Raw genomic sequence first — 18,210 nt, 5'->3', positions numbered from 1 at the left:
GGCCGCACCGGCCGGTCCGGTCAATGCGCCCGTCGGCGAGGCCGGGATTTCGCGCCACCTTTCTGCGAGTTTCCGGCCATCTTCCGCAATTTTCCGCCAGTCGCTCCGGACCGGGATCGTGTTCCGGCTGTCGCATCCGTCACATCCAGTATTGCGAATCGCTCGCATTTGCATATAAGCAGGGCCCAAGGTCAACCGCTATCGAGTTGAGGTCGACAGGATGCGGAAGTGGATGGGGACGGCCCTTGCCGTCCTGGCGATGACGGATGCTGCCGCGGCGCACGAGGCACAGGCCCCCGGGCCTGATGTCGAGGAGATCGTGATCACCGCGCGGGCGCGGGCCCTGGAAGCGGGAAAGCTGGCGGACACGATCCAGCAGACCGAGGTGGTCGGGCTGGGGGAGCTGCGGGCCACCCAGTCGGCCGTGCTGTCCGAGGCGTTGCAGTTCAGCCCCGGCGTCCGCGTCAACAACGAATGCTCCATGTGCGCGGTCAAGCGCGTCATGCTGAACGGCCTGGGCGGCCAGCACACGACCTTCCTGATCGACGGGCTGCCGGCGCACACGCTGGTGTCCGGCTTCTACGGTCCCGACGCGCTGTCCATGGCGGGCGTCGAGCGGATCGAGATCGCCCGCGGCGCCGGCGCCTCGCTGACCGCCCCGGAGGCGATCGGCGGCACCATCAACATCGTCACCCAGGACCCGACCTCCACCGGGGTGACGGTCAACGCCGCCGGCGGCAGCTTCGGCTACCGCCAGGGTGACGCCGTCGCCACCTACGCCAGCGAGGACGGGCTGTTCCGAGCGCTCTTCAGCGCCCAGCACGACGAGCGCGACCAGGTGGACGGCGACGACAACGGCGTCAGCGAAAGCCCGTTCCTGGAGAACACCAACTACACGGCCCGCGCCTCCTTCGACCCGACGCGGGGCAGCACCGTGTCCCTGCGCGGCGCCTACACCCGGTCCGAGGTGTTCGGCGGCCCCGTGATCGGCGACACCACGGCATCGATCGGCGCGACCCTGGACGGCTTCCGGACCTCGCCGGACCCGTCCGACCGCCTGTTCGCCGGTGGCGACGTGCGCAACCGCTACATCGGCAAGCCCTGGGAAACCACGGAGTGGATCGAGACCAAGCGCAAGGAGCTGTCCGGCCGCTACTTCCAGGAACTGACCGACGACCTGAACGCCGACCTGGGGGTGAGCTGGTCGAAGCACGACCAGGATTCGTTCTACGAGGGCTTCGACTACCGCGCCGACAACAAGATGCTGTACCTGACGGGCCGGCTGAACTGGTCGATCGACGCCGACCACCTGCTGACCGTCGGCGGCGACCGGCGCGACGAGACGCTACGCTCGGACTCCGACGCCGCCCGGGGCAACCCGAACTACATCTCGGACAGCTTCGACTACCTGACCAACGGCCTGTTCGTGCAGCACACCTGGACGCCGCTGCGCGAGCTTGAGGTCGCCACGGCGCTGCGGCTGGACTGGGTCGAGGCCGATTTCATCGACGCCCAGCGGCCGGGCACGGACATCGACGAGACGATGGTCTCGCCCCGCATCGACCTGCGTTACCAGCATTCCGACCAGTGGACCTCCCGCGTGTCGGCGGGCCGCGGCTACCGCGCGCCGCTGTCCTTCTTCGAGTCCGACCACGGCATCCTGGATGCCGGCCAGGGCTTCCTGATCGAGGTGGACGAACTTGAGACATCCACCTCCCTCACCTATGCCCTGAGCTACACGGGCGAGCGGCTGAACTGGACGGCGGCGCTGGCCTGGACCGCCATCGACAATCTGGCGGCGCTGGACGAGGTGGAGATCGACGGCAGGGCCGTCCCGGTGCTGACCCAGCGCGACGAGACCGGGCATGCCTATGGCGGCACGATCGACATCGGCTACAAGCTGACCGACGCGCTGGACCTGTCGCTGACCCTGGAGAAGTTCGAGCACGACGACGTGATGCGCTCGATCTTCGGCGTGGCCCCGATCGAGGAGCGGGCGATCCTGGGGCTGGAATGGCACCCGGGCGCCTGGGACATCGACGTGAACATGACCTGGATCGGGCCGCGCAACCTGAAGGACTACGGCTACGATGGCTACGAGGATGCCGGGCTGACCATCCCGAAGGCGACCAGGGCAGACGCCTTCGTCACGGTGGACGCGCGCATCGAGTACGCCGTCACCGAGGACATCGCCCTCTATGTCGGCGGCCGCAACCTGTTCGACTACACCCAGGTGAAGGATGAGGAGACGCCCCTCTTCTACAAGCCCGACGGCGGCTTCGACGTCGCCTACATCTACGGACCGTTGCGGGGACGCGAACTCTATGCCGGCACCCGCTTCTCCTTCTAGGGCGCGGTCCCTGCTGCCGGGGGCCCTGCTGCCGGGGTCCCTGCTGGCCGCGATCCTGCTGGCGGCGACGGTGCTGGCGCCGGGGTCCGCCCCGGCCGGTGCCGCCGCCGGGCCGCTGGCGCCGGCCGCCCCCGCGGCCGGCCTGTTCGACCTGCCGGCGCAGCCGCTGGAGGGCGCGCCGCCCTTCGAGCGGTTCCGCGACCGGCCGGCGCTGGTGGTGCTGTTCCAGCCGCACTGCCCGCACTGCCTTGTGCAGTTCCGGGAGCTGGAGGGGTTCGCCGCCGCGCATCCGGAGATCGCCGTCGCCGCCGTCTCCCTGCACGGGCGGACCCCGGACCTGCTGGCCGAGCTGCGCCGGGCGCGGGCCGGGGTGCCGGCCTACCGCGGGAGTCCGGCCCTGCTGACGGCCCTGGGCGATCCGGAGGGGACGCCGCGGCTGTTCGCCGTGGCCCCCGACGGCCGCATCGTCGGGGAGCGGCGCGGCCTCCAGGGCCGGGCCGCGCTGGAGGCCCTGGCCGCGGCGGTGACGGCCGCCCCCTGACCCGTCGCGGACTTGCCCGCGGACAAAGACCGGCGCGGCCCCCGCCGCTAGGGTCCGGACAGATTCCGACAGGGAAACCGGACCATGCCGAGCGCCGCAGAAACCCTCCCGCTGCCCGGGCGACGGGGAGTCGCCCTGTTCGCCGCGGGCTTCCGCCCCTTCTTCCTGGGGGCCGGACTCTATGCCGTGGCGTCTGTCGCCACCTGGCTGGCCGTCATGGCCGGGGCGGTGCCCTGGATGCCGGCGGACCCCGTCGCCTGGCACCGGCACGAGATGCTGTACGGCTTCGTCGCCGCCGCCATCGCCGGCTTCCTGCTGACCGCCGTGCCGAACTGGACGGGGGCGCGGGGCTATGGCGGACCGCCGCTGGCGGCCCTGGCCGCGCTGTGGCTGGCGGGCCGGCTGGCGATGAGCCCGTTCCTGCCGGTGCCGCCCCTGGCGGCGGCGCTGATCGACACCGCCTTCCTGCCCGCCCTGGCCGCCCTGGTGCTCCCGTCCATCGTGCGGGCGGGCAACCGGCGCAACTATGTCTTCATCGGCATGCTGGCGCTGCTGACGCTCGGCAGCGCCCTGTTCCATGCCGAGCGGCTGGGCCTGCTGGCCGGCGGAGGCGAGGCTGGCAAGCGCCTTGCGCTGGGGATCGTGCTGCTGATGGTGGCGCTGATCGGCGGCCGGATCGTGCCGTCCTTCACCTCCAGCGCGCTGAAACGTGAGGGCCGGGGGGTGGAGATCGTGCAACGGCCCTGGCTGGACCGGGCGGCCCTGGGGCTGCTGGTCCTGCTGATCCCGGTCGGCCTGCTGGCGCCGGACTCCCGGCTGGAGGGGGCGGTCGCGGCCGCCGCGGCCGGGGCGCACGCGCTGCGGCTGGCCGGCTGGCACGGGCTGCGCACCCTGGACCAGCCCATCCTGTGGGTGCTGCATCTGGGCTATGCCTGGGTGCCGGCCGGACTGCTGTTGCAGGCGGCGTGGCTGCTGGGCGGGCTGGAGATCGGCGCCGCCTGGGCCCATGCCGTGACGATCGGCGCCTTCTCCACCATGATCCTGGCGGTGATGTCGCGGGCCTCGCTGGGGCACACGGGCCGCGCGCTGGTGGTGGCCCGGCCGGTGACGGCGGCCTATCTCCTGATCACCCTGGCGGCCCTGGCGCGGCTGGCGGCGCCGCTGCTGCCGGACCCGCAGACGGCGTTCGCCCTGTCCGGCCTGTGCTGGACGGCGGCCTTCGTGCTCTACTGCATCGTCTATGCACCGATCCTGCTGCTGGCGCGGGCGGACGGCCGGCCGGGCTGATCCTGACGCGCTGACCCGCCGGACGGCAGGGACCGGAGCAGGCGCCTCCCGGAAACGGGGGGCGCTTTCTGTCTTTGCAGAAGAACGGGACCTCGGGCCCGCGCCCTGGTTTCCATCGAGCCCGTTTCCATCGGGACCTGGGGAGGAGAGGCCATGCCGAAACCACCGCTGAAGCCGGATGCCGCCGTCCTGAACGGCATGAGGATGTTCGACGGGCTGCCGCTGGAGGCCCTGGAGGCGGTGATCGCCGCCGGGCAGACGCGGCTGGTGCCGAAGGGCACGACCGTCTTCATGCAGGGGGCCAAGGCCCTGACCTGCCACGCGCTGCTGGACGGCCGCATCAAGATCCAGCAGACCGGGCCGGACGGCCAGCAGGTGGTGGTGCAGTTCGTCGGGCCGGGCGAGATGTACGGCACGCTCGCCATGTTCCTGAAGAGCGGCTATCCCGGCGATGCCGTCACCCTGACGGACAGCGTGGAGATCGTCTGGTCCGCCGACGCCATGCTGCGGCTGATGCTGGAGCATCCGCAGATCGCCCTGAACACGCTGGGCATGCTGGGCAACCGGCTGGAAGACCTCCAGACCCGCCTGCGCGAGCTGTCCACCCAGCGGGTGGAGCGCCGGGTGGCGCACGCGCTCCTGCGGCTGGCGAAGCAGGCCGGCAAGCCGGTGGAGGCCGGCGTCGAGATCGACTTCCCGCTGAGCCGCCAGGACCTGGCGGAGATGACGGGAACGACCCTGCACACCGTCAGCCGCATCGTCAGCGGCTGGGAATCGGAAGGGATCGTGGAGGGCGGCCGGCAGCAGGTGGTGGTGGCCCGGCCCGACCGGCTGCTCGCCATCGCCGAGGACCTGCCCCCCGCCCCGAAGCGCCCCTGACCGCCGGACACCGGCAGACAACGGAACGGGGGAGGAGCCGGAGCCCCTCCCCCCAAACAAAGCCCTCCCCCTTGCGGGATCAGGCTGTGCGGGCGGTCACTCCGCCGGCACGGCGGCCCCGCCCTGCCCTGCCGCGTCCTTCGCCCCGGCCCGGCCACCGCCGCGGACCAGCCGCCAGACGAACAGGGCCAGCACGAGGGCGCCGGCGCTGAAGACGATGTCGCCGGGCACCCGCATCCAGACCAGCGTCTCCATCAGGGGCGAGTGGACCAGTTCGGCCGAGCGGGCGTACCAGAGGCCGTAGCGGATGCTGGCCCAGGCCTGCACCGCCCCGGCCGGGAACAGCGACAGGAAGGTCATCATCGCCAGCCCGGCGTTCAGCGCCCAGAAGGCGGTGCGCAGCAGCCCGTCGCTCCAGCCGCGGTGCAGCAGGCCGCGCAGGCAGAACAGCATCAGCCCGATGCCCAGCATGCCATACACCCCGAACAGCGCCGCATGCCCGTGGTTGGCGGTCAGGTTCAGGCCCTGCACGTAGTAGAGCGAGATCGGCGGGTTGATCAGGAAGCCGAAGACGCCGGCCCCCAGCAGGTTCCAGAAGGACACCGCCACGAAGAACAGGATCGGCCAACGGTACGCCTGCACCCAGGGCGCCGCCTTCGTGTGGCGGTAGGTCTCGAACGCCTCGGCGCCCACGAGCGCCAGCGGCACCACCTCCAGCGCGGAGAAGACGGCCCCCACCGCGATCACCGAGACCGGGGTGCCGGAGAAGTACCAGTGGTGCGCCGTGCCCAGCACGCCGCCGGTCAGGAAGACGATGGTCCCGGCCAGCACGGCCGCGTTGGCCGTGACGGCACGGACAAGGCCCAGGCGGACGAAGATCAGGGAGACGACGGCCGTGGCGAAGACCTCGAAGAAGCCCTCCACCCACAGGTGAACCACCCACCAGCGCCAGTACTCGACCATGCTGATATGGGTGTGCTTGCCCCACATGAAGCCGGCCGCATAGAACAGCCCGATGGCCACCGTGGACAGGAACAGGATCCACAGCACGGGCCGGCTTTCCGACGGCACCTTCAGCGCCGGCCAGAGCGCCCGGCCGACCAGCACCAGCCAGAGCATCAGCCCGACAAACAGCAGGATCTGCCAGAAGCGGCCGAGATCGACATACTCCCAGCCCTGGTGCCCGAACCACCAGTTGGTATCCAGGTCGAAGGCCTGCTGCACGCCCAGCCATTCGCCCGCCAGGGAGCCGACGACGACCAGCACCAGGGCCGCCCACAGCACGTTGACGCCAAGGCGCTGGAAGCGCGGCTCATGGCCGGAGACGGCGGGGGCGATGTAGAGGCCGGTGGCCAGCCAGGCGGTGGCGATCCAGAACACGGCGAGCTGGGTGTGCCAGGTGCGGGTCACCGCATAGGGCAGGAGCTGCGACAGGGGGATGCCGTAGAAGTCGTGCCCCTCCACCGCGTAGTGCGCGGTCAGCGCTCCCAGCGTCACCTGGGCCAGGAACAGGCCGATCACGGTGACGAAGTACTTGCGCGTGGCGCGCATGGAGGGCGTCGGCCGCAGCGCCAGCAGCGGGTCCGCGGTCGGGGGCACGGGCGCGTCCTCGTGCCGGGTGCGGGCATGGTGCCAGACCAGCGCGCCGATGCCGGCCACCAGCAGCACGACGCTGAGCACCGACCACATCACGTTGGGCGTGGTGGCGGTATTGCCGATCAGCGGCTCGTGCGGCCAGTTGTTCGTATAGGTGACGCTGTCGCCGGGGCGGTCGGTGCCGGCGGCCCAGGCCGTCCAGAAATAGAAGGCGGCGATGTCGGCGCGGCGGCCGGCATCGGGCACGGCGTTGTCGGCGATGGCGTACTGCTCGCGCAGCGGCGTCATCGTCGGATCGTCGCCCAGCAGGCGCTCATAATGCCCGGCCACGGCCAGGATCGCCGCTGCGCGGTCGTCGGACACGGTGATGGTGCGGGCGGCCGGGTCGTAGCTGTTCGTGCGGATCTCGCGGCTGAGCCGGCTGGTCAGGCCCGCCTGCGCCTCCGCGTCGAGCACGGCGAAGGGCATGCCGCGCTCACGACCCGCCCAGAGGTCGAGCAGCGCCACCGCCTCGCGGTGCAGCCAGTCGGCCGACCAGTCCGGTGCGAGATAGCCGCCATGGCCCCAGATGGAGCCGACCTGCATGCCGCCCATGGACTGCCAGGCGAGCCGGCCCTGCTCGATGTCGTCGCGGCTGAAGAGAACGCTGCCGTCGGCGCGGACGACCGCCTCCGGCATGGGGGGCGCCTCGCGGTGGATCTGCCGGCCCATCAGCCCGAGCGCGGCGAAGGAGGCCGCCATCACCAGGGCCAGGACCAGCCATAGTCTTCTGGTCTGCATCGTCGGGGTTCCTCATCGGTCCGGGCGTCCACCGCCCGGCCTTGTCGGCGGCGCCGGGTCGGCCCGCCGGAATGCGCGGACCCTAAGGCCGGCGGCGGCAGGCGCTCTTTGTCCGGGGACAACCTGAAAGCGTGGTGGACCCGAGGGCCCGCAAAGATTACCCGGCCGGTGCGTTCCGGTTTGCGCGCCGACAAAGAGCGCGCGCCTTCCCTGTGGCCTGGTGCGCCGGGACCGCCGCGGCGCGCGGCGGCGAAACAGTCAGGGAGCAGGAGATGGTCGCCGATTTCTCACGGTTCGGCATGGCACGGAACGTCCCCCCGCGGCCCCCGGAGGTCGGGGAGGAGGACAGCGGGTCCGCCCGGCTGACGGCGGCGGAAGCGGCGGTCCTGGAGACGCCGGACCTGATCCGCCACATCCTGGACCGCCACCATACCGGGCACCGGCGCGATCTGGCCGAGCTGATCCCCCTCGCCCGGCGGGTGGAGCAGGCGCATGCCGGCCACGCCGCCTGCCCCGAAGGACTGGCCGACCTGCTGGCGGCGGTGCGGGACGAGCTGGAGAGCCATATGGAGAAGGAGGAGGAGGTGCTCTTCCCCATGATGCTGGTCGGCGGCTCCCCGGTCATCGCCGGGCCGATCTCCTGCATGGTGGAGGAGCATGACGATTTCCTGGAGCAACTCGACCGGCTGGAGGATCTGGCCGGCACCGCCCCGCCGGGTGCCTGCGGCACCTGGACCGGCCTGTGCGAACGGCTGGGCCGGTTCGTGGCCGAGGCGCGCAACCACGTCATGCTGGAGAATGACGTCCTGTTCCCGCGTTACGCGGCGGCATCCTCCGCCAGCGGGGTGAATTTCATCCGTTTGTGATCTGGATCACGGGGTTAGCGCCGGAGACGTGGCACCTTCGCTGCACTGCCCGCAAGAACCTGGCCTGCTGCGATGCCGGACATGCTTCCCCAGTCCCCCGACGGCCGTGTCGTCTCCGTCAGGGGATCGGTCATTGATCTGGCCTTCCCGCCGGGGGCCCTGCCTGCCCTGAACGAGGCGGTGGAGGTCCTCTGGGATGCCGGCGAGCCCCTGATCTGCGAGGTGCATGCGCATCTCGATCCCGGCACGGTGCGGGCCCTGGCGCTGGCCGCGACCGGCGGGCTGGCCCGGGGCACGCCGGCCCGGCGCACCGGCGCACCGCTGTCGGTGCCGGTGGGCGAGGCCCTGCTCGGCCGGCTGGTGGACGTGCTGGGCCGGCCCGGCGACGCCGGGGAGCCTGTCACGGCCGACGCGCCGCGCTGGCCGATCCATCGCCCCGCCCCGCCGCTGGCCGGCCAGACGCCGCGGCGCGACGTGTTCGAGACGGGGATTAAGGTCATCGACCTGCTGGCGCCGCTGGCGCGCGGCGGCAAGGGCGGCATGTTCGGCGGCGCCGGCGTCGGCAAGACCGTGCTGGTCACCGAGCTGATCCACAACATGGTGGCGCAGCAGACCGGGCTGTCCGTCTTCGCCGGGATCGGCGAACGCTCCCGCGAAGGTCAGGAACTGCTGGAGGAGATGCGCCGTTCCGGCGTGCTGGAGCGCACGGCGCTCGTCTTCGGGCAGATGAACGAGCCGCCGGGCGCACGCTGGCGGGTCGGGCTGACGGCGCTGACCATCGCCGAGTGGTTCCGCGACGAGGCCCGCCGCGACGTTCTGCTGCTGATGGACAACGTCTTCCGCTTCGTGCAGGCGGGAGCGGAGGTCTCCGGCCTGCTGGGCCGGCTGCCGTCGCGCGTCGGCTACCAGCCGACGCTCATCACCGAAATCGCCGAGCTGGAAGAGCGCATCGCCTCCGTCCCCGGCGCCACGGTGACGGCGATCCAGGCCGTCTACGTGCCCGCCGACGACTTCACCGACCCCGCGGTGGCCGAACTGTTCGGCCATCTGGACAGCGCCATCGTGCTGTCCCGGTCCATGGCGGCGGAGGGGCTCTATCCCGCGGTCGATCCGCTCGCCTCCTCCTCCGCCCTGCTCGACCCGCTGGTCGTGGGGGAGGAACACTACCGGACGGCGGAGGATGTCCGGGCGCTGCTGTCGCACTACCGGGAACTTCAGGACATCATCGCGCTGCTGGGCATCGAGGAGCTGAGCCCGGCCGACCGGCTGGCCGTGAAGCGGGCGCGGCGGCTGCAACGGTTCCTGACCCAGCCCTTCGCCGTGACCGAGGCCTTCACCGGCCGCAAGGGCGGCAGCGTGCCGCGGGCGGAGACGCTGGCCGGCTGCCGCGCCATCCTGGACGGGCAGACGGACGACTGGGCCGAATCCTCCCTCTACATGGTCGGCACCCTGGCCGAGGCGCGGGAGAAGGAGGCGGCCGACGGCAGGTCCGCCCCGTCCGCCACGCCCGTCGCCGGCGGCAAGGCCGCTGGGAGCGCCGGATGATGCGGCTGAGCATCACCACCCCGACCGCCGTCGCCGTCGACGTTGCGGGCGTGGTGCAGGTGCGGGCGGAGGACCCGTCCGGCGGCTTCGGTGTCCGCACCGGCCATGCCGACTTCCTGACCGCCCTGGTGCCGTCCGTCGTGATCTGGCGCCGGGAGGACGGGAGCGAGGGCTACTGCGCCGTGCGCGGCGGGGTGCTGACCGTCAGCGGCGGCCACACGGTCGCCGTCGCCACGCGAGAAGCCGTGCCGGGCGACGATCTGGGCCGGCTGGAGCATGAGGTGCGCGACAGCTTCTCCGTGCGCGAGCGGGAGGAGCAGGAGGCCCGGAGCGGCGCCCGGAAGTTGCAGGTTTCGGCCCTGCGGCACATGCTGGGCTATCTTCGGCCCGATGGCGGCGGGCCGTCCCGGCGGGCGCTGCGCGAGGAGGGGGCGGAAGGATGAGCGGTCCGGACGGCAACCACGGCAACGAGCATCTGAGCAACGACGTCCGCCGCCGCCGCGACCGGCGCGAACGCTGGCAACGGGAGGGCGAGCGGCCGCTCGGGCGCAACCTCGCCCTGGTCGGATCGCTGGGCTGGGCCATCGTGCTGCCCGGTGTCGGCGGGCTGTTCCTGGGCCGCTGGCTGGACGGCGGCGTCGGGGCCTTCTGGACCATCTCCCTGCTGGTCGGCGGGCTGGGGGCCGGCTGCTGGATGGCCTGGGAGCGTATCCGGCAGGAGGAGCGATGATCGTGCTGGCACAGCCCTGGATGCCCACGGCCCTGATGGCGCTGGCCGCACTCGCGGCCGGTCTGGCGGGGGGCATCGTCTATTTCCGGGCGTTGCGGCTGAACGCCCGGCTCTGGCTGGCCGGCCGCGGGGTTGTCCTGCCGCTGCTGCTGCATGCCGGCCGGCTGCTGCTGGCCGGCGGCCTGTTCGTCCTGGCCGCGCAGGCGGGGGCGGCGGCGCTGCTGGCCGGCTTCGCCGGGTTCCTGGCGGCGCGGCGCCTGACGGTGCGGCCCGGGGTCGCGGAACCGGGAGGTGTGGCATGACCGAATCCCCGCTGCTGACGCCCGTGCTGTTCAGCGTCGGCCCGGTGCCGGTGACGCTGCCGGTGGTGACGACCTGGGGACTGATGGCGTTCCTCGTCATCGGGTCCGCCCTGGCGACCCGGCGGCTGGCCCTGCGCCCCGGCGCCGGACAGTCCCTGGTCGAGCTGGTGGTGACGACGATCGAGCAGCAGCTCGACGAGACGATGCAGACCAGCTCGCGCCCCTATCTGCCGCTGCTGGGCACGCTCTTCCTCTATCTGGTGGTGGCGAACCTCTCCGGCATCGTGCCGGGGATGAAGGCGCCGACGGCGGCGCTGGAGACGGCGGCGGCGCTGGCGCTGATCACCTTCCTGTCGGTGCAGGTCTGGGGCGTGCTGCGGCGCGGCCCCGGCGGCTATCTTGCCAGCTTTGCGAAACCGACCGTGCTGATGCTGCCGCTGAACCTGCTGGCGGAGGTCACGCGGGCCTTCTCCCTGATGGTCCGCCTGTTCGGCAATGTCATGAGCGGCGAGTTCGTCATCGCCATGATCCTGGCGCTGGCCGGGCTGTTCGTCCCGGTGCCGCTGATGGCGCTGGAGATCCTGCTGGGGCTGATCCAGGCCTACATCTTCACCATCCTGGCCGCCGTCTTCATCGGCGGAGCGGTCGGCAGCATCGAGAAAGGCTGAGACTTCATGACCATCGAGATGATCAGCATCCTGGCCGCCGCCTTCGCGGTCGGCCTGGGCGCCATCGGCCCGGCGCTGGCCGAGGGCAAGGCCGTGGCAGCGGCCATGGATGCCATCGCCCGCCAGCCGGAGGCGGCCAACGTCCTCTCCCGCACCCTGTTCGTCGGCCTCGCCATGATCGAGACGATGGCGATCTACTGCCTGGTCGTGGCGCTTCTGGTCCTGTTCGCCAACCCCTTCGTCGGCTAAGCCATGGCGATCGACGGCTGGACGGTCGCGCTACAGGCCGTCAACTTCCTGATCCTGGTCCTGCTGCTGCGGCACTTCATGTACCGCCCGGTGCTGGCCATGATCGACCGGCGCAAGGCGGAGGCGACCCGTCTGCTCGACGACGCGGCCCTGCGGGTCGAGGCGGCGACGGCGGAACGGCAGAAGGCGGAGACCCTGCGCGCCGACCTGGAGGCGCAGGCCGACGCGCTGCTGGCGGAGTCCCGCGCCCGCGCCGGCAAGGAGCTGGAGGAACTGCGCACCCGCGCCCGGCGGGAAGCGGACGGCATCCTGGCGGAAGGCCGCAAGGCCCTGGCCGAGGAGCGCCGGGCCGCCGAGGCGGACCTGCGCGGCAAGGCCGCCGGGCTGGCGGTGGAGATCGCCGGCCGGCTGCTGGCGGCGGCGGCCCCGGGCGCGCGGGTGGAGCCCTTCCTGGACCGGGTCTGGGCCCGCCTGACCGACCTTCCGGAACCGGAGCGGCAGGTCCTGGCGGGGCAGGCGGCGGACGGCGGCATCCGCATCGTCACCGCCGTCCCGCTGGACGAGACCGGCCGCGCCCACTGCCGCGACCGTGCCCGGACCCTGCTGGGACCGGACATCGCCGTCGCCTTCGCCGACGATCCCGAGCTGCTGGCGGGGGTTGAGCTGCACCTCGCCCACACCGTGATCCGGGACAGCTGGCGGGACCTGCTGGGCCGCATCGGACTGGAACTGGACGGACATGACGACGCTCACCGGATCGCTTGACCGCTGGCTGCCGGAGGCGTCGCAGCGCGCCGGCACCGTGCCCCCCGGACCCAGGGTGGAGGAGACCGGCCGGATCGAACGGGTCGGCGACGGCGTCGCGCTCGTCTCCGGCCTGCCCGGCGCGCGGGCGGACGAGATCCTGCTGCTGCCGGGCGGGGTGCCGGGGCTGGCGATGACCCTGGACCGCGACACCATCGGCTGTGTGCTGCTGGGCGACGGCGTCCGGCTTGCCGCTGGCGGCACCGTGCATGGCAGCGGCGCCATCGTGCGCGTGCCGGTCGGGCCGGGGCTGCTGGGCCGGGTGGTGGACCCGCTGGGTCGGCCGCTGGACGGCGGGCCGCCGCCCCGCGCCAGCCGCCTGGACCCGGTGGAGCGCCCTGCCCCGGCCATCGCCGAGCGGGCGGAGGTGACGCAGCCTCTGCACACCGGGCTGACGGTGGTGGACGCCATGTTCCCCATCGGCCGCGGCCAGCGGGAGCTGATCATCGGCGACCGCGCCACCGGCAAGACGGCGCTGGCCCTGGACGCCATGCTGGCCCAGCGCGACGGCGACGTGGTCTGCATCTATGCCGCCATCGCGCAGAAGGCATCCTCCGTGCGCGAGGTGGTGGAGGCGTTGCGGGCCGGCGGCATGCTGGAGCGCAGCATCGTCGTCGTCGCCTCCCCCGATGCGCCGCCGGGGCTGCAATGGCTGGCCCCCTACGCCGCCATGACGATGGCGGAGTTCTTCCGCGATTCCGGCGGCCATGCGCTGGTCGTGCTGGACGACCTGACCAAGCATGCCGCCATCCATCGCCAGATCGCCCTGCTGCTGCGCCAGCCGCCGGGACGCGAGGCGTTCCCGGGCGACGTCTTCTATCTGCATTCGCGGCTGCTGGAGCGCTCGGCCAAGCTGTCCGACGCCCGCGGCGGCGGCTCGCTGACCGCGCTCCCGGTGGCCGAGACGCTGGCCGGGAATCTCTCGGCCTATATCCCGACCAACCTGATCTCCATCACCGACGGCCAGATCGTGCTGGACACCAAGCTGTTCCACGAGGGCCAGAAGCCCGCCGTGGATGTCGGCCGCAGCGTCAGCCGGGTCGGCGGCAAGACACAGTCGCGCTCGCTGCGGCCGCTGGCGGAGAGCCTGCGGCTGGACTATGCGCAGTTCGCGGAGCTGGAAGCCTTCACCCGCTTCGGCGGCATGACCGACGAGCGCACGCGCCGGGCGGTGGAGCATGGCCGCCGGTTGCGGTCGCTGCTCGCCCAGCCGCGGCTGGCGCCCCTGCCCCTGGTGGCGCAGGTGGCCTTGCTGCTGGCGCTCGCCGAGGGGCTGCTCGATCCCCTGCCGCTGGACCGCATCCCCCGCTTCCGCGCCGACGCCCTGGCGGCGCTGGCGGACCACGGCGCCATCGCGGCCCGGCTGGCAACGGGGGAGGCGCTGGACGACAGCACCCGGGCCGCGCTGCTGGCCACCATGCGCCGGCTGCTCCCCGCCACACCCCCGGCCGCCGCCCCTGCCACCAACGGGAGACCCGGGGAGTGAGCGAGCGGCTGGAGGAGGTCGAGACCCGGCTGGCTGCCATCGGCGACCTGGGCAGCGTGGTGGATGCCATGCGGGCCCTGGCGGCCGTGCGTTTGCAGCAGGCCACGGCGGCCCTGGGCGGCACCCGGACCTATGCCGGGGTGGTTCAGTCCGCCTTCGCCCGTGCCCTGTCCGCACTGCCGCAGACACGGCCCGACGGCAAGGGGCCCCGCACCGCCCGCGGGGTGATCGTCTTCGCGGCCGAGCACGGCTTCGTCGGCGCCTTCGAGGAGCCCCTGCTGGAGCGGCTGCGGACGGAGGGGGCCGTGGCCGCGGTCATGGTCGCCGGCAGCCGCGGCGCGGCCATGCTGGAGGAGCACGGGGTCCGGCCGGCGTGGTGCGTGCCCATGGCGACCCAGGTCGGCGGCGTCATGGCCGTGGCGCGACGGGTGGCGGACCGGCTGGCCGCCCTGACGGCTCACCGGCTGGGGCGCGTGGACCTGCTGTACCGGACGCATCCGCACGGCGTAGCGCTGGAGCCGCTCTATCCGACCGGGCTGCCGACCCATGTCGCCGTGCCCGGCCCCGCCCCCCTGTTCGGCCTGCCGCCCGCGGAACTGGTCGATCACCTCGCCGACGAATACCTGTTCGCCCGCCTCGCCCATGCCGCGATGGAGAGCTTCGCGGCGGAGAACGCGGCACGGCTGTCGGTGATGCTGTCGGCCGGCCAGAACGTGAAGGACCGGCTGGAGGACCTCTCCCGCCTCGCCAACCGCCTGCGCCAGGACCTCACGACCCAGGAACTGGCCGAACTGACCATCGACCGGGGCGAGTGAAGGCTGCCTCCTGAACTCCTGACCTGTCGCAAGTAAGGACAGTCGATGAGGAAGACGGTCCTTCCCGGCCCAGCGCAACAATCGGGTCGTTCTGATCGCGTCGGTCCCGTATCTGCCATCCCACCATCAACCGGGATATTCGGACATGCAGATGAAGGGAAAGACGGTCATCGTCACCGGCGCCAGCAGCGGAATCGGTGAGGCCGCGGCCCGCCTTCTCGCACGGGAAGGGGCCAACGTGGTGCTGGGGGCGCGACGCGCGGGGCTGCTCGAACAGCATGCGGCCGGCATCAGGGCGGAGGGCGGCAGCGCTCTGGCGGTGGCCGGGGATGTCGAACAGGAAGACTATCACGCGAGCCTGGTCGAACGTGCGATCGAGCGGTTCGGCAGGCTCGACGGGGCCTTCAACAATGCCGGCATCACCGGGGACCTCGGTCCCGTCCCGGCGATGGACAGTGCCACCTGGCACAAGGTGATCGGCGTCAATCTGACGTCGGCCTTCTATGCCGCCAAGCATCAGGTCCCGGCGTTGCTGTCGGGGGGCGGCGGCTCGATCGTGTTCACCTCCTCCTTCGTGGGGCATACGATCGGCCTGCCGGGCATGGGCGCCTATGCGGCCTCGAAGGCCGGGCTCATCGGTCTCGTGCAGGTGCTCGCCGCCGAGCACGGGCCGGCGGGGCTGCGCGCGAACGCCCTTCTGCCCGGCGGCACGCTGACACCGATGGCCGGAGACGACCCCGGATTTCACGACGCCGTGCGGGCCATGCACGCCCTGAAGCGCATGGCCGCGCCCGAGGAGATCGCCCGCGCCGCCCTGTTCCTTTTGTCCGACGCCGCATCGTTCATCACGGGAACGGCGCTGCTGGCCGATGGCGGGAACTCGATCACCAAGGTCCAGGCGCGGTCTGGCCGCGCCTGAGCGCAGCAGCGACCGGGCGCGGTCCCGTTCAGTCAGGGCGACTGTCCGCTATGGAGATTGTGGGGGGAGCGGCCATGCTCGGGCCGGTGGCGGAGGGAAAGCACCTGGAGACAAACTCGCTCGAAGTATGCCCCACATCGCGCCAGCACGCCCTCGTATTCGTAGGTGAATCTTCGCTACCGCATAACTTCGCTCTCACCAAAAAAGCAGTGCATCGTCCAGCCTTTGACGCTCAGGCCAGTATTACCTTGATAGTGTCTTCTGCCCACGCCTTCGTTGTGTCGCAGTCAAAATTGCCCGCACGAAAGGACACGAAGATGGAGGCAACCAAAGTCGATGTGATCTGTATTAACCAGATGGAGCTGGCAGCACGCTGGCGGATCAGTCACCGGACCCTTGAGCGTTGGCGTTGGACCGGCGAGGGCCCTAAGTTCCTCAAGGTCGGCGGGCGAGTGGTCTATCGCCTAACCGACATCGAGGAGTACGAGGAGATGATGATCCGCTCCAGCACCTCAGGCGTTCGCGACGCTCACCAGTTCAGCGCATAACTTTGAGCCGTGATGACGGTCGCCTGTCAGTGAGGCCGTCAGAGGTGGCCGCGGAAATTCGGACAGGGTGTTAAGCTATTCCCCAGCCTGAAAAGGACTGGGACAGATGGGTAAAGTGACAAGGAAGCGCTACAGCGGGGATTTCAAGGCGAAGGTGGCGTTGGAGGCGATCAAAGGCGATCTGACCCTTGCGGAACTGGCCGCCAAGCACGGCGTCCACCAGACGATGATTGCGGCGTGGAAGCGTCAGGCCGTCGAGGGGATGGCGGCGACGTTCTCGGGCAAGTCCGAGGTGGCCAAGGCGGCGAGCGAGGCGGAGCTCGCCAAGTTGCATGCAAAGATCGGCCAGTTGGTGGTGGAGCGGGATTTTTTGTCCAAAGCCTTCGGTCGATGAGCGTCGAGCGGAGGCGGCAGATGATTGATCCGAGCCATCCCAGGCTGTCGGTGGTTCAGCAATGCGCGCTGGTATCCATCAGCCGGTCGGCGTTTTACTACAGCCCGACCGGCGAGAGCCCGCTCAATCTGGCGCTCATGCGCCTGATCGACGAGGCGTTCCTGGAATGCCCGTTCTACGGCGCTCGGCAGATGGCCCGCCATCTCCGGCGCCAAGGCTATACGGTGGGGCGTAAGCGGACGGCGCGGCTGATGGCCAAGATGGGATTGTCGCCCATATACCAGAAGCCGCGCACCAGCGTGCCCCATCCCCAGCACCCGACTTACCGATACCTGCTGAGGGGGCTGGCCATCGAACGGCCCAATCAAGTCTGGTGCGCAGACATCACCTACATCCCGATGCGGCGGGGCTTCCTCTATCTGGTGGCGATCATGGACTGGGCGACCCGCAAGGTGCTGGCCTGGCGAGCGTCCAACACCATGGAGGCCGACTTCTGCATTGAGGCTCTGGAGGAAGCCCTGGCGCGCTTCGGCGCACCAGAGATCGTCAACACCGACCAGGGCAGCCAGTTTACCAGCCCGCGCTTCACCGACGTGCTCAAGGATGCCGGGGTGCGCATCAGCATGGATGGGCGCGGCCGCTGGATGGATAACGTCTTCATCGAACGCCTGTGGCGATCCATGAAGTACGAGTGCGTCTATCTGCACGCCTTCGAGACGGGCTCCGAGTTGCGGTCCGGACTGGCCCGGTGGATCGCCTATTACAATGCCCACAGGCCCCACTCGGCCCTGGGTGGACAGACGCCCGACGAGGCGTATCATCAAACCGCGCCGTCACCCTGTCCGGGGCATGCCCCGGACAGGGTGACCATCAGCGCACTGGCGGCATGATCGTGAACCGGGGAATAGCTTAACTCTGCCGCCAAACTGTCCAAACGGACGGGGCCACCTCTGTCATCATGTGCTACTTGTTGGTCGGCCGCACCTGTATATCCGCACTAGAGAAAAGATGAACGTCGAGGTCTAGTTAGCGCCACGCCTTTTGACCAAGTCATTTGCTAGCTTCGTAAGACGCTGAATTTCTGAATTGGATGCATGATGCTCCTTCAGGAACCTCAAAAGCGCCATGAGCTCTGGGTGCCCGTGGAGAAACTCAGTCATCTCTGGGTCAGTTGAGGATGACAGGCGAAAGAGTACATCCGGATCGGCGGCCAAGACCCGGGCCAATGCCTTGATCACTTCCGCGCTCGGCGGCTTCTCCTTACCACGTTCGATGCGGCTCAAATAGGCTGGCGAGATCCCAACTTTCGCAGCCGTCTCCCGGAGCCCCAGGTCCTGGGCAACGCGCAGTTCTCGCAGTGTCTCGCCGAAGTTCCTCATGACCGTGGTACCTACCGCATTGTTTAGTGTTATGCAACGCAAAAAACGGCTGGCGTATGGCGGCAATGTCTT

Annotated in this window: 19 protein-coding genes; 17 read left to right on the top strand and 2 right to left on the bottom strand. The window is 70.6% G+C overall.

The window, feature by feature from the left end; genetic code table 11:
- The first annotated feature begins 232 nt into the window (after positions 1-232).
- The 4 genes from ACFQPS_RS08120 (at position 233) to ACFQPS_RS08105 (ending at position 5,057) form a co-directional block, all read left to right on the top strand.
- A complete protein-coding gene (locus ACFQPS_RS08120) occupies positions 233-2,350 on the top strand; it encodes a TonB-dependent receptor plug domain-containing protein (RefSeq protein ID WP_377357996.1) in 2,118 nt (705 codons plus the stop codon).
- Positions 2,325-2,891: a TlpA family protein disulfide reductase gene (locus ACFQPS_RS08115; protein WP_377357994.1), complete on the top strand. Its 567-nt coding sequence runs from the start codon at positions 2,325-2,327 to the stop codon at positions 2,889-2,891. Before ACFQPS_RS08120 ends, ACFQPS_RS08115 begins: the two co-directional genes overlap by 26 nt.
- Positions 2,892-2,975: 84 nt before the next feature.
- Positions 2,976-4,178, top strand: a complete 1,203-nt coding sequence (locus ACFQPS_RS08110) for an NnrS family protein (protein ID WP_377357993.1) — start codon at positions 2,976-2,978, stop codon at positions 4,176-4,178.
- 153 nt (positions 4,179-4,331) lie between these two features.
- On the top strand, positions 4,332-5,057 hold the full coding sequence (locus ACFQPS_RS08105; protein WP_377357992.1) for a Crp/Fnr family transcriptional regulator: 726 nt from the start codon (positions 4,332-4,334) through the stop codon (positions 5,055-5,057).
- Between the two features lie 96 nt (positions 5,058-5,153).
- Here ACFQPS_RS08105 and ACFQPS_RS08100 read toward each other — a convergent pair whose 3' ends face one another.
- Positions 5,154-7,433 carry a nitric-oxide reductase large subunit gene (locus tag ACFQPS_RS08100; RefSeq protein ID WP_377357991.1) on the bottom strand — a complete coding sequence of 760 codons (2,280 nt, stop codon included), beginning with the start codon at positions 7,431-7,433 and terminating at the stop codon, positions 5,154-5,156.
- Between the two features lie 272 nt (positions 7,434-7,705).
- On the opposite strand from ACFQPS_RS08100, the gene ACFQPS_RS08095 reads away from it, so the two are divergent.
- The 13 genes from ACFQPS_RS08095 to ACFQPS_RS08035 all read left to right on the top strand — a co-directional run bounded on the left by ACFQPS_RS08095 (position 7,706) and on the right by ACFQPS_RS08035 (position 17,649).
- Complete coding sequence (locus tag ACFQPS_RS08095; protein WP_377357989.1) at positions 7,706-8,299, top strand: hemerythrin domain-containing protein; 594 nt, start codon at positions 7,706-7,708, stop codon at positions 8,297-8,299.
- 72 nt (positions 8,300-8,371) lie between these two features.
- Positions 8,372-9,844 carry a F0F1 ATP synthase subunit beta gene (gene atpD / locus ACFQPS_RS08090; RefSeq protein WP_377357988.1) on the top strand — a complete coding sequence of 491 codons (1,473 nt, stop codon included), beginning with the start codon at positions 8,372-8,374 and terminating at the stop codon, positions 9,842-9,844.
- A complete protein-coding gene (locus ACFQPS_RS08085; RefSeq protein ID WP_377357987.1) occupies positions 9,841-10,287 on the top strand; it encodes a F0F1 ATP synthase subunit epsilon in 447 nt (148 codons plus the stop codon). The genes atpD and ACFQPS_RS08085 overlap by 4 nt, the downstream gene beginning before the upstream one ends.
- The gene (locus ACFQPS_RS08080) at positions 10,284-10,574 is read left to right on the top strand and encodes an AtpZ/AtpI family protein (protein ID WP_377357986.1); all 291 of its coding nucleotides are present in this window, start codon (positions 10,284-10,286) and stop codon (positions 10,572-10,574) included. Before ACFQPS_RS08085 ends, ACFQPS_RS08080 begins: the two co-directional genes overlap by 4 nt.
- Complete coding sequence (locus tag ACFQPS_RS08075) at positions 10,571-10,876, top strand: N-ATPase subunit AtpR (RefSeq protein ID WP_377357985.1); 306 nt, start codon at positions 10,571-10,573, stop codon at positions 10,874-10,876. The genes ACFQPS_RS08080 and ACFQPS_RS08075 overlap by 4 nt, the downstream gene beginning before the upstream one ends.
- The gene (locus ACFQPS_RS08070; RefSeq protein WP_377357984.1) at positions 10,873-11,544 is read left to right on the top strand and encodes a F0F1 ATP synthase subunit A; all 672 of its coding nucleotides are present in this window, start codon (positions 10,873-10,875) and stop codon (positions 11,542-11,544) included. The genes ACFQPS_RS08075 and ACFQPS_RS08070 overlap by 4 nt, the downstream gene beginning before the upstream one ends.
- 6 nt (positions 11,545-11,550) lie before the next feature.
- Positions 11,551-11,793 carry a F0F1 ATP synthase subunit C gene (locus tag ACFQPS_RS08065; protein WP_012565602.1) on the top strand — a complete coding sequence of 81 codons (243 nt, stop codon included), beginning with the start codon at positions 11,551-11,553 and terminating at the stop codon, positions 11,791-11,793.
- Positions 11,794-11,796: 3 nt separating this feature from the next.
- Positions 11,797-12,558 carry a F0F1 ATP synthase subunit B family protein gene (locus ACFQPS_RS08060; RefSeq protein WP_377357982.1) on the top strand — a complete coding sequence of 254 codons (762 nt, stop codon included), beginning with the start codon at positions 11,797-11,799 and terminating at the stop codon, positions 12,556-12,558.
- Complete coding sequence (locus tag ACFQPS_RS08055; RefSeq protein ID WP_377357981.1) at positions 12,533-14,083, top strand: F0F1 ATP synthase subunit alpha; 1,551 nt, start codon at positions 12,533-12,535, stop codon at positions 14,081-14,083. Before ACFQPS_RS08060 ends, ACFQPS_RS08055 begins: the two co-directional genes overlap by 26 nt.
- On the top strand, positions 14,080-14,898 hold the full coding sequence (locus ACFQPS_RS08050) for a F0F1 ATP synthase subunit gamma (RefSeq protein WP_377357979.1): 819 nt from the start codon (positions 14,080-14,082) through the stop codon (positions 14,896-14,898). The genes ACFQPS_RS08055 and ACFQPS_RS08050 overlap by 4 nt, the downstream gene beginning before the upstream one ends.
- 145 nt (positions 14,899-15,043) lie before the next feature.
- On the top strand, positions 15,044-15,817 hold the full coding sequence (locus ACFQPS_RS08045; RefSeq protein ID WP_377357978.1) for an SDR family oxidoreductase: 774 nt from the start codon (positions 15,044-15,046) through the stop codon (positions 15,815-15,817).
- Between the two features lie 74 nt (positions 15,818-15,891).
- The gene (locus ACFQPS_RS08040; protein WP_377357976.1) at positions 15,892-16,365 is read left to right on the top strand and encodes a helix-turn-helix transcriptional regulator; all 474 of its coding nucleotides are present in this window, start codon (positions 15,892-15,894) and stop codon (positions 16,363-16,365) included.
- Between the two features lie 106 nt (positions 16,366-16,471).
- Positions 16,472-17,649 (top strand): IS3 family transposase gene (locus ACFQPS_RS08035; RefSeq protein ID WP_377357975.1). Its coding sequence is split into 2 segments (ribosomal slippage): positions 16,472-16,745 and positions 16,745-17,649, totalling 1,179 coding nucleotides; the frame shifts between segments, so codons are not numbered across the junction.
- Between the two features lie 132 nt (positions 17,650-17,781).
- On the opposite strand, the gene ACFQPS_RS08030 is transcribed toward ACFQPS_RS08035, so the two are convergent.
- The gene (locus ACFQPS_RS08030; RefSeq protein WP_377357973.1) at positions 17,782-18,138 is read right to left on the bottom strand and encodes a helix-turn-helix domain-containing protein; all 357 of its coding nucleotides are present in this window, start codon (positions 18,136-18,138) and stop codon (positions 17,782-17,784) included.
- Positions 18,139-18,210: the final 72 nt, after the last annotated feature.

The sequence above is a fragment of the Rhodocista pekingensis genome, from assembly GCF_042665545.1.
GTDB classification, from domain to species: domain Bacteria; phylum Pseudomonadota; class Alphaproteobacteria; order Azospirillales; family Azospirillaceae; genus Rhodocista; species Rhodocista pekingensis.
Note: the sequence above shows the minus strand (reverse complement) of the source record. Positions and strands in the feature narration are given on the sequence as shown.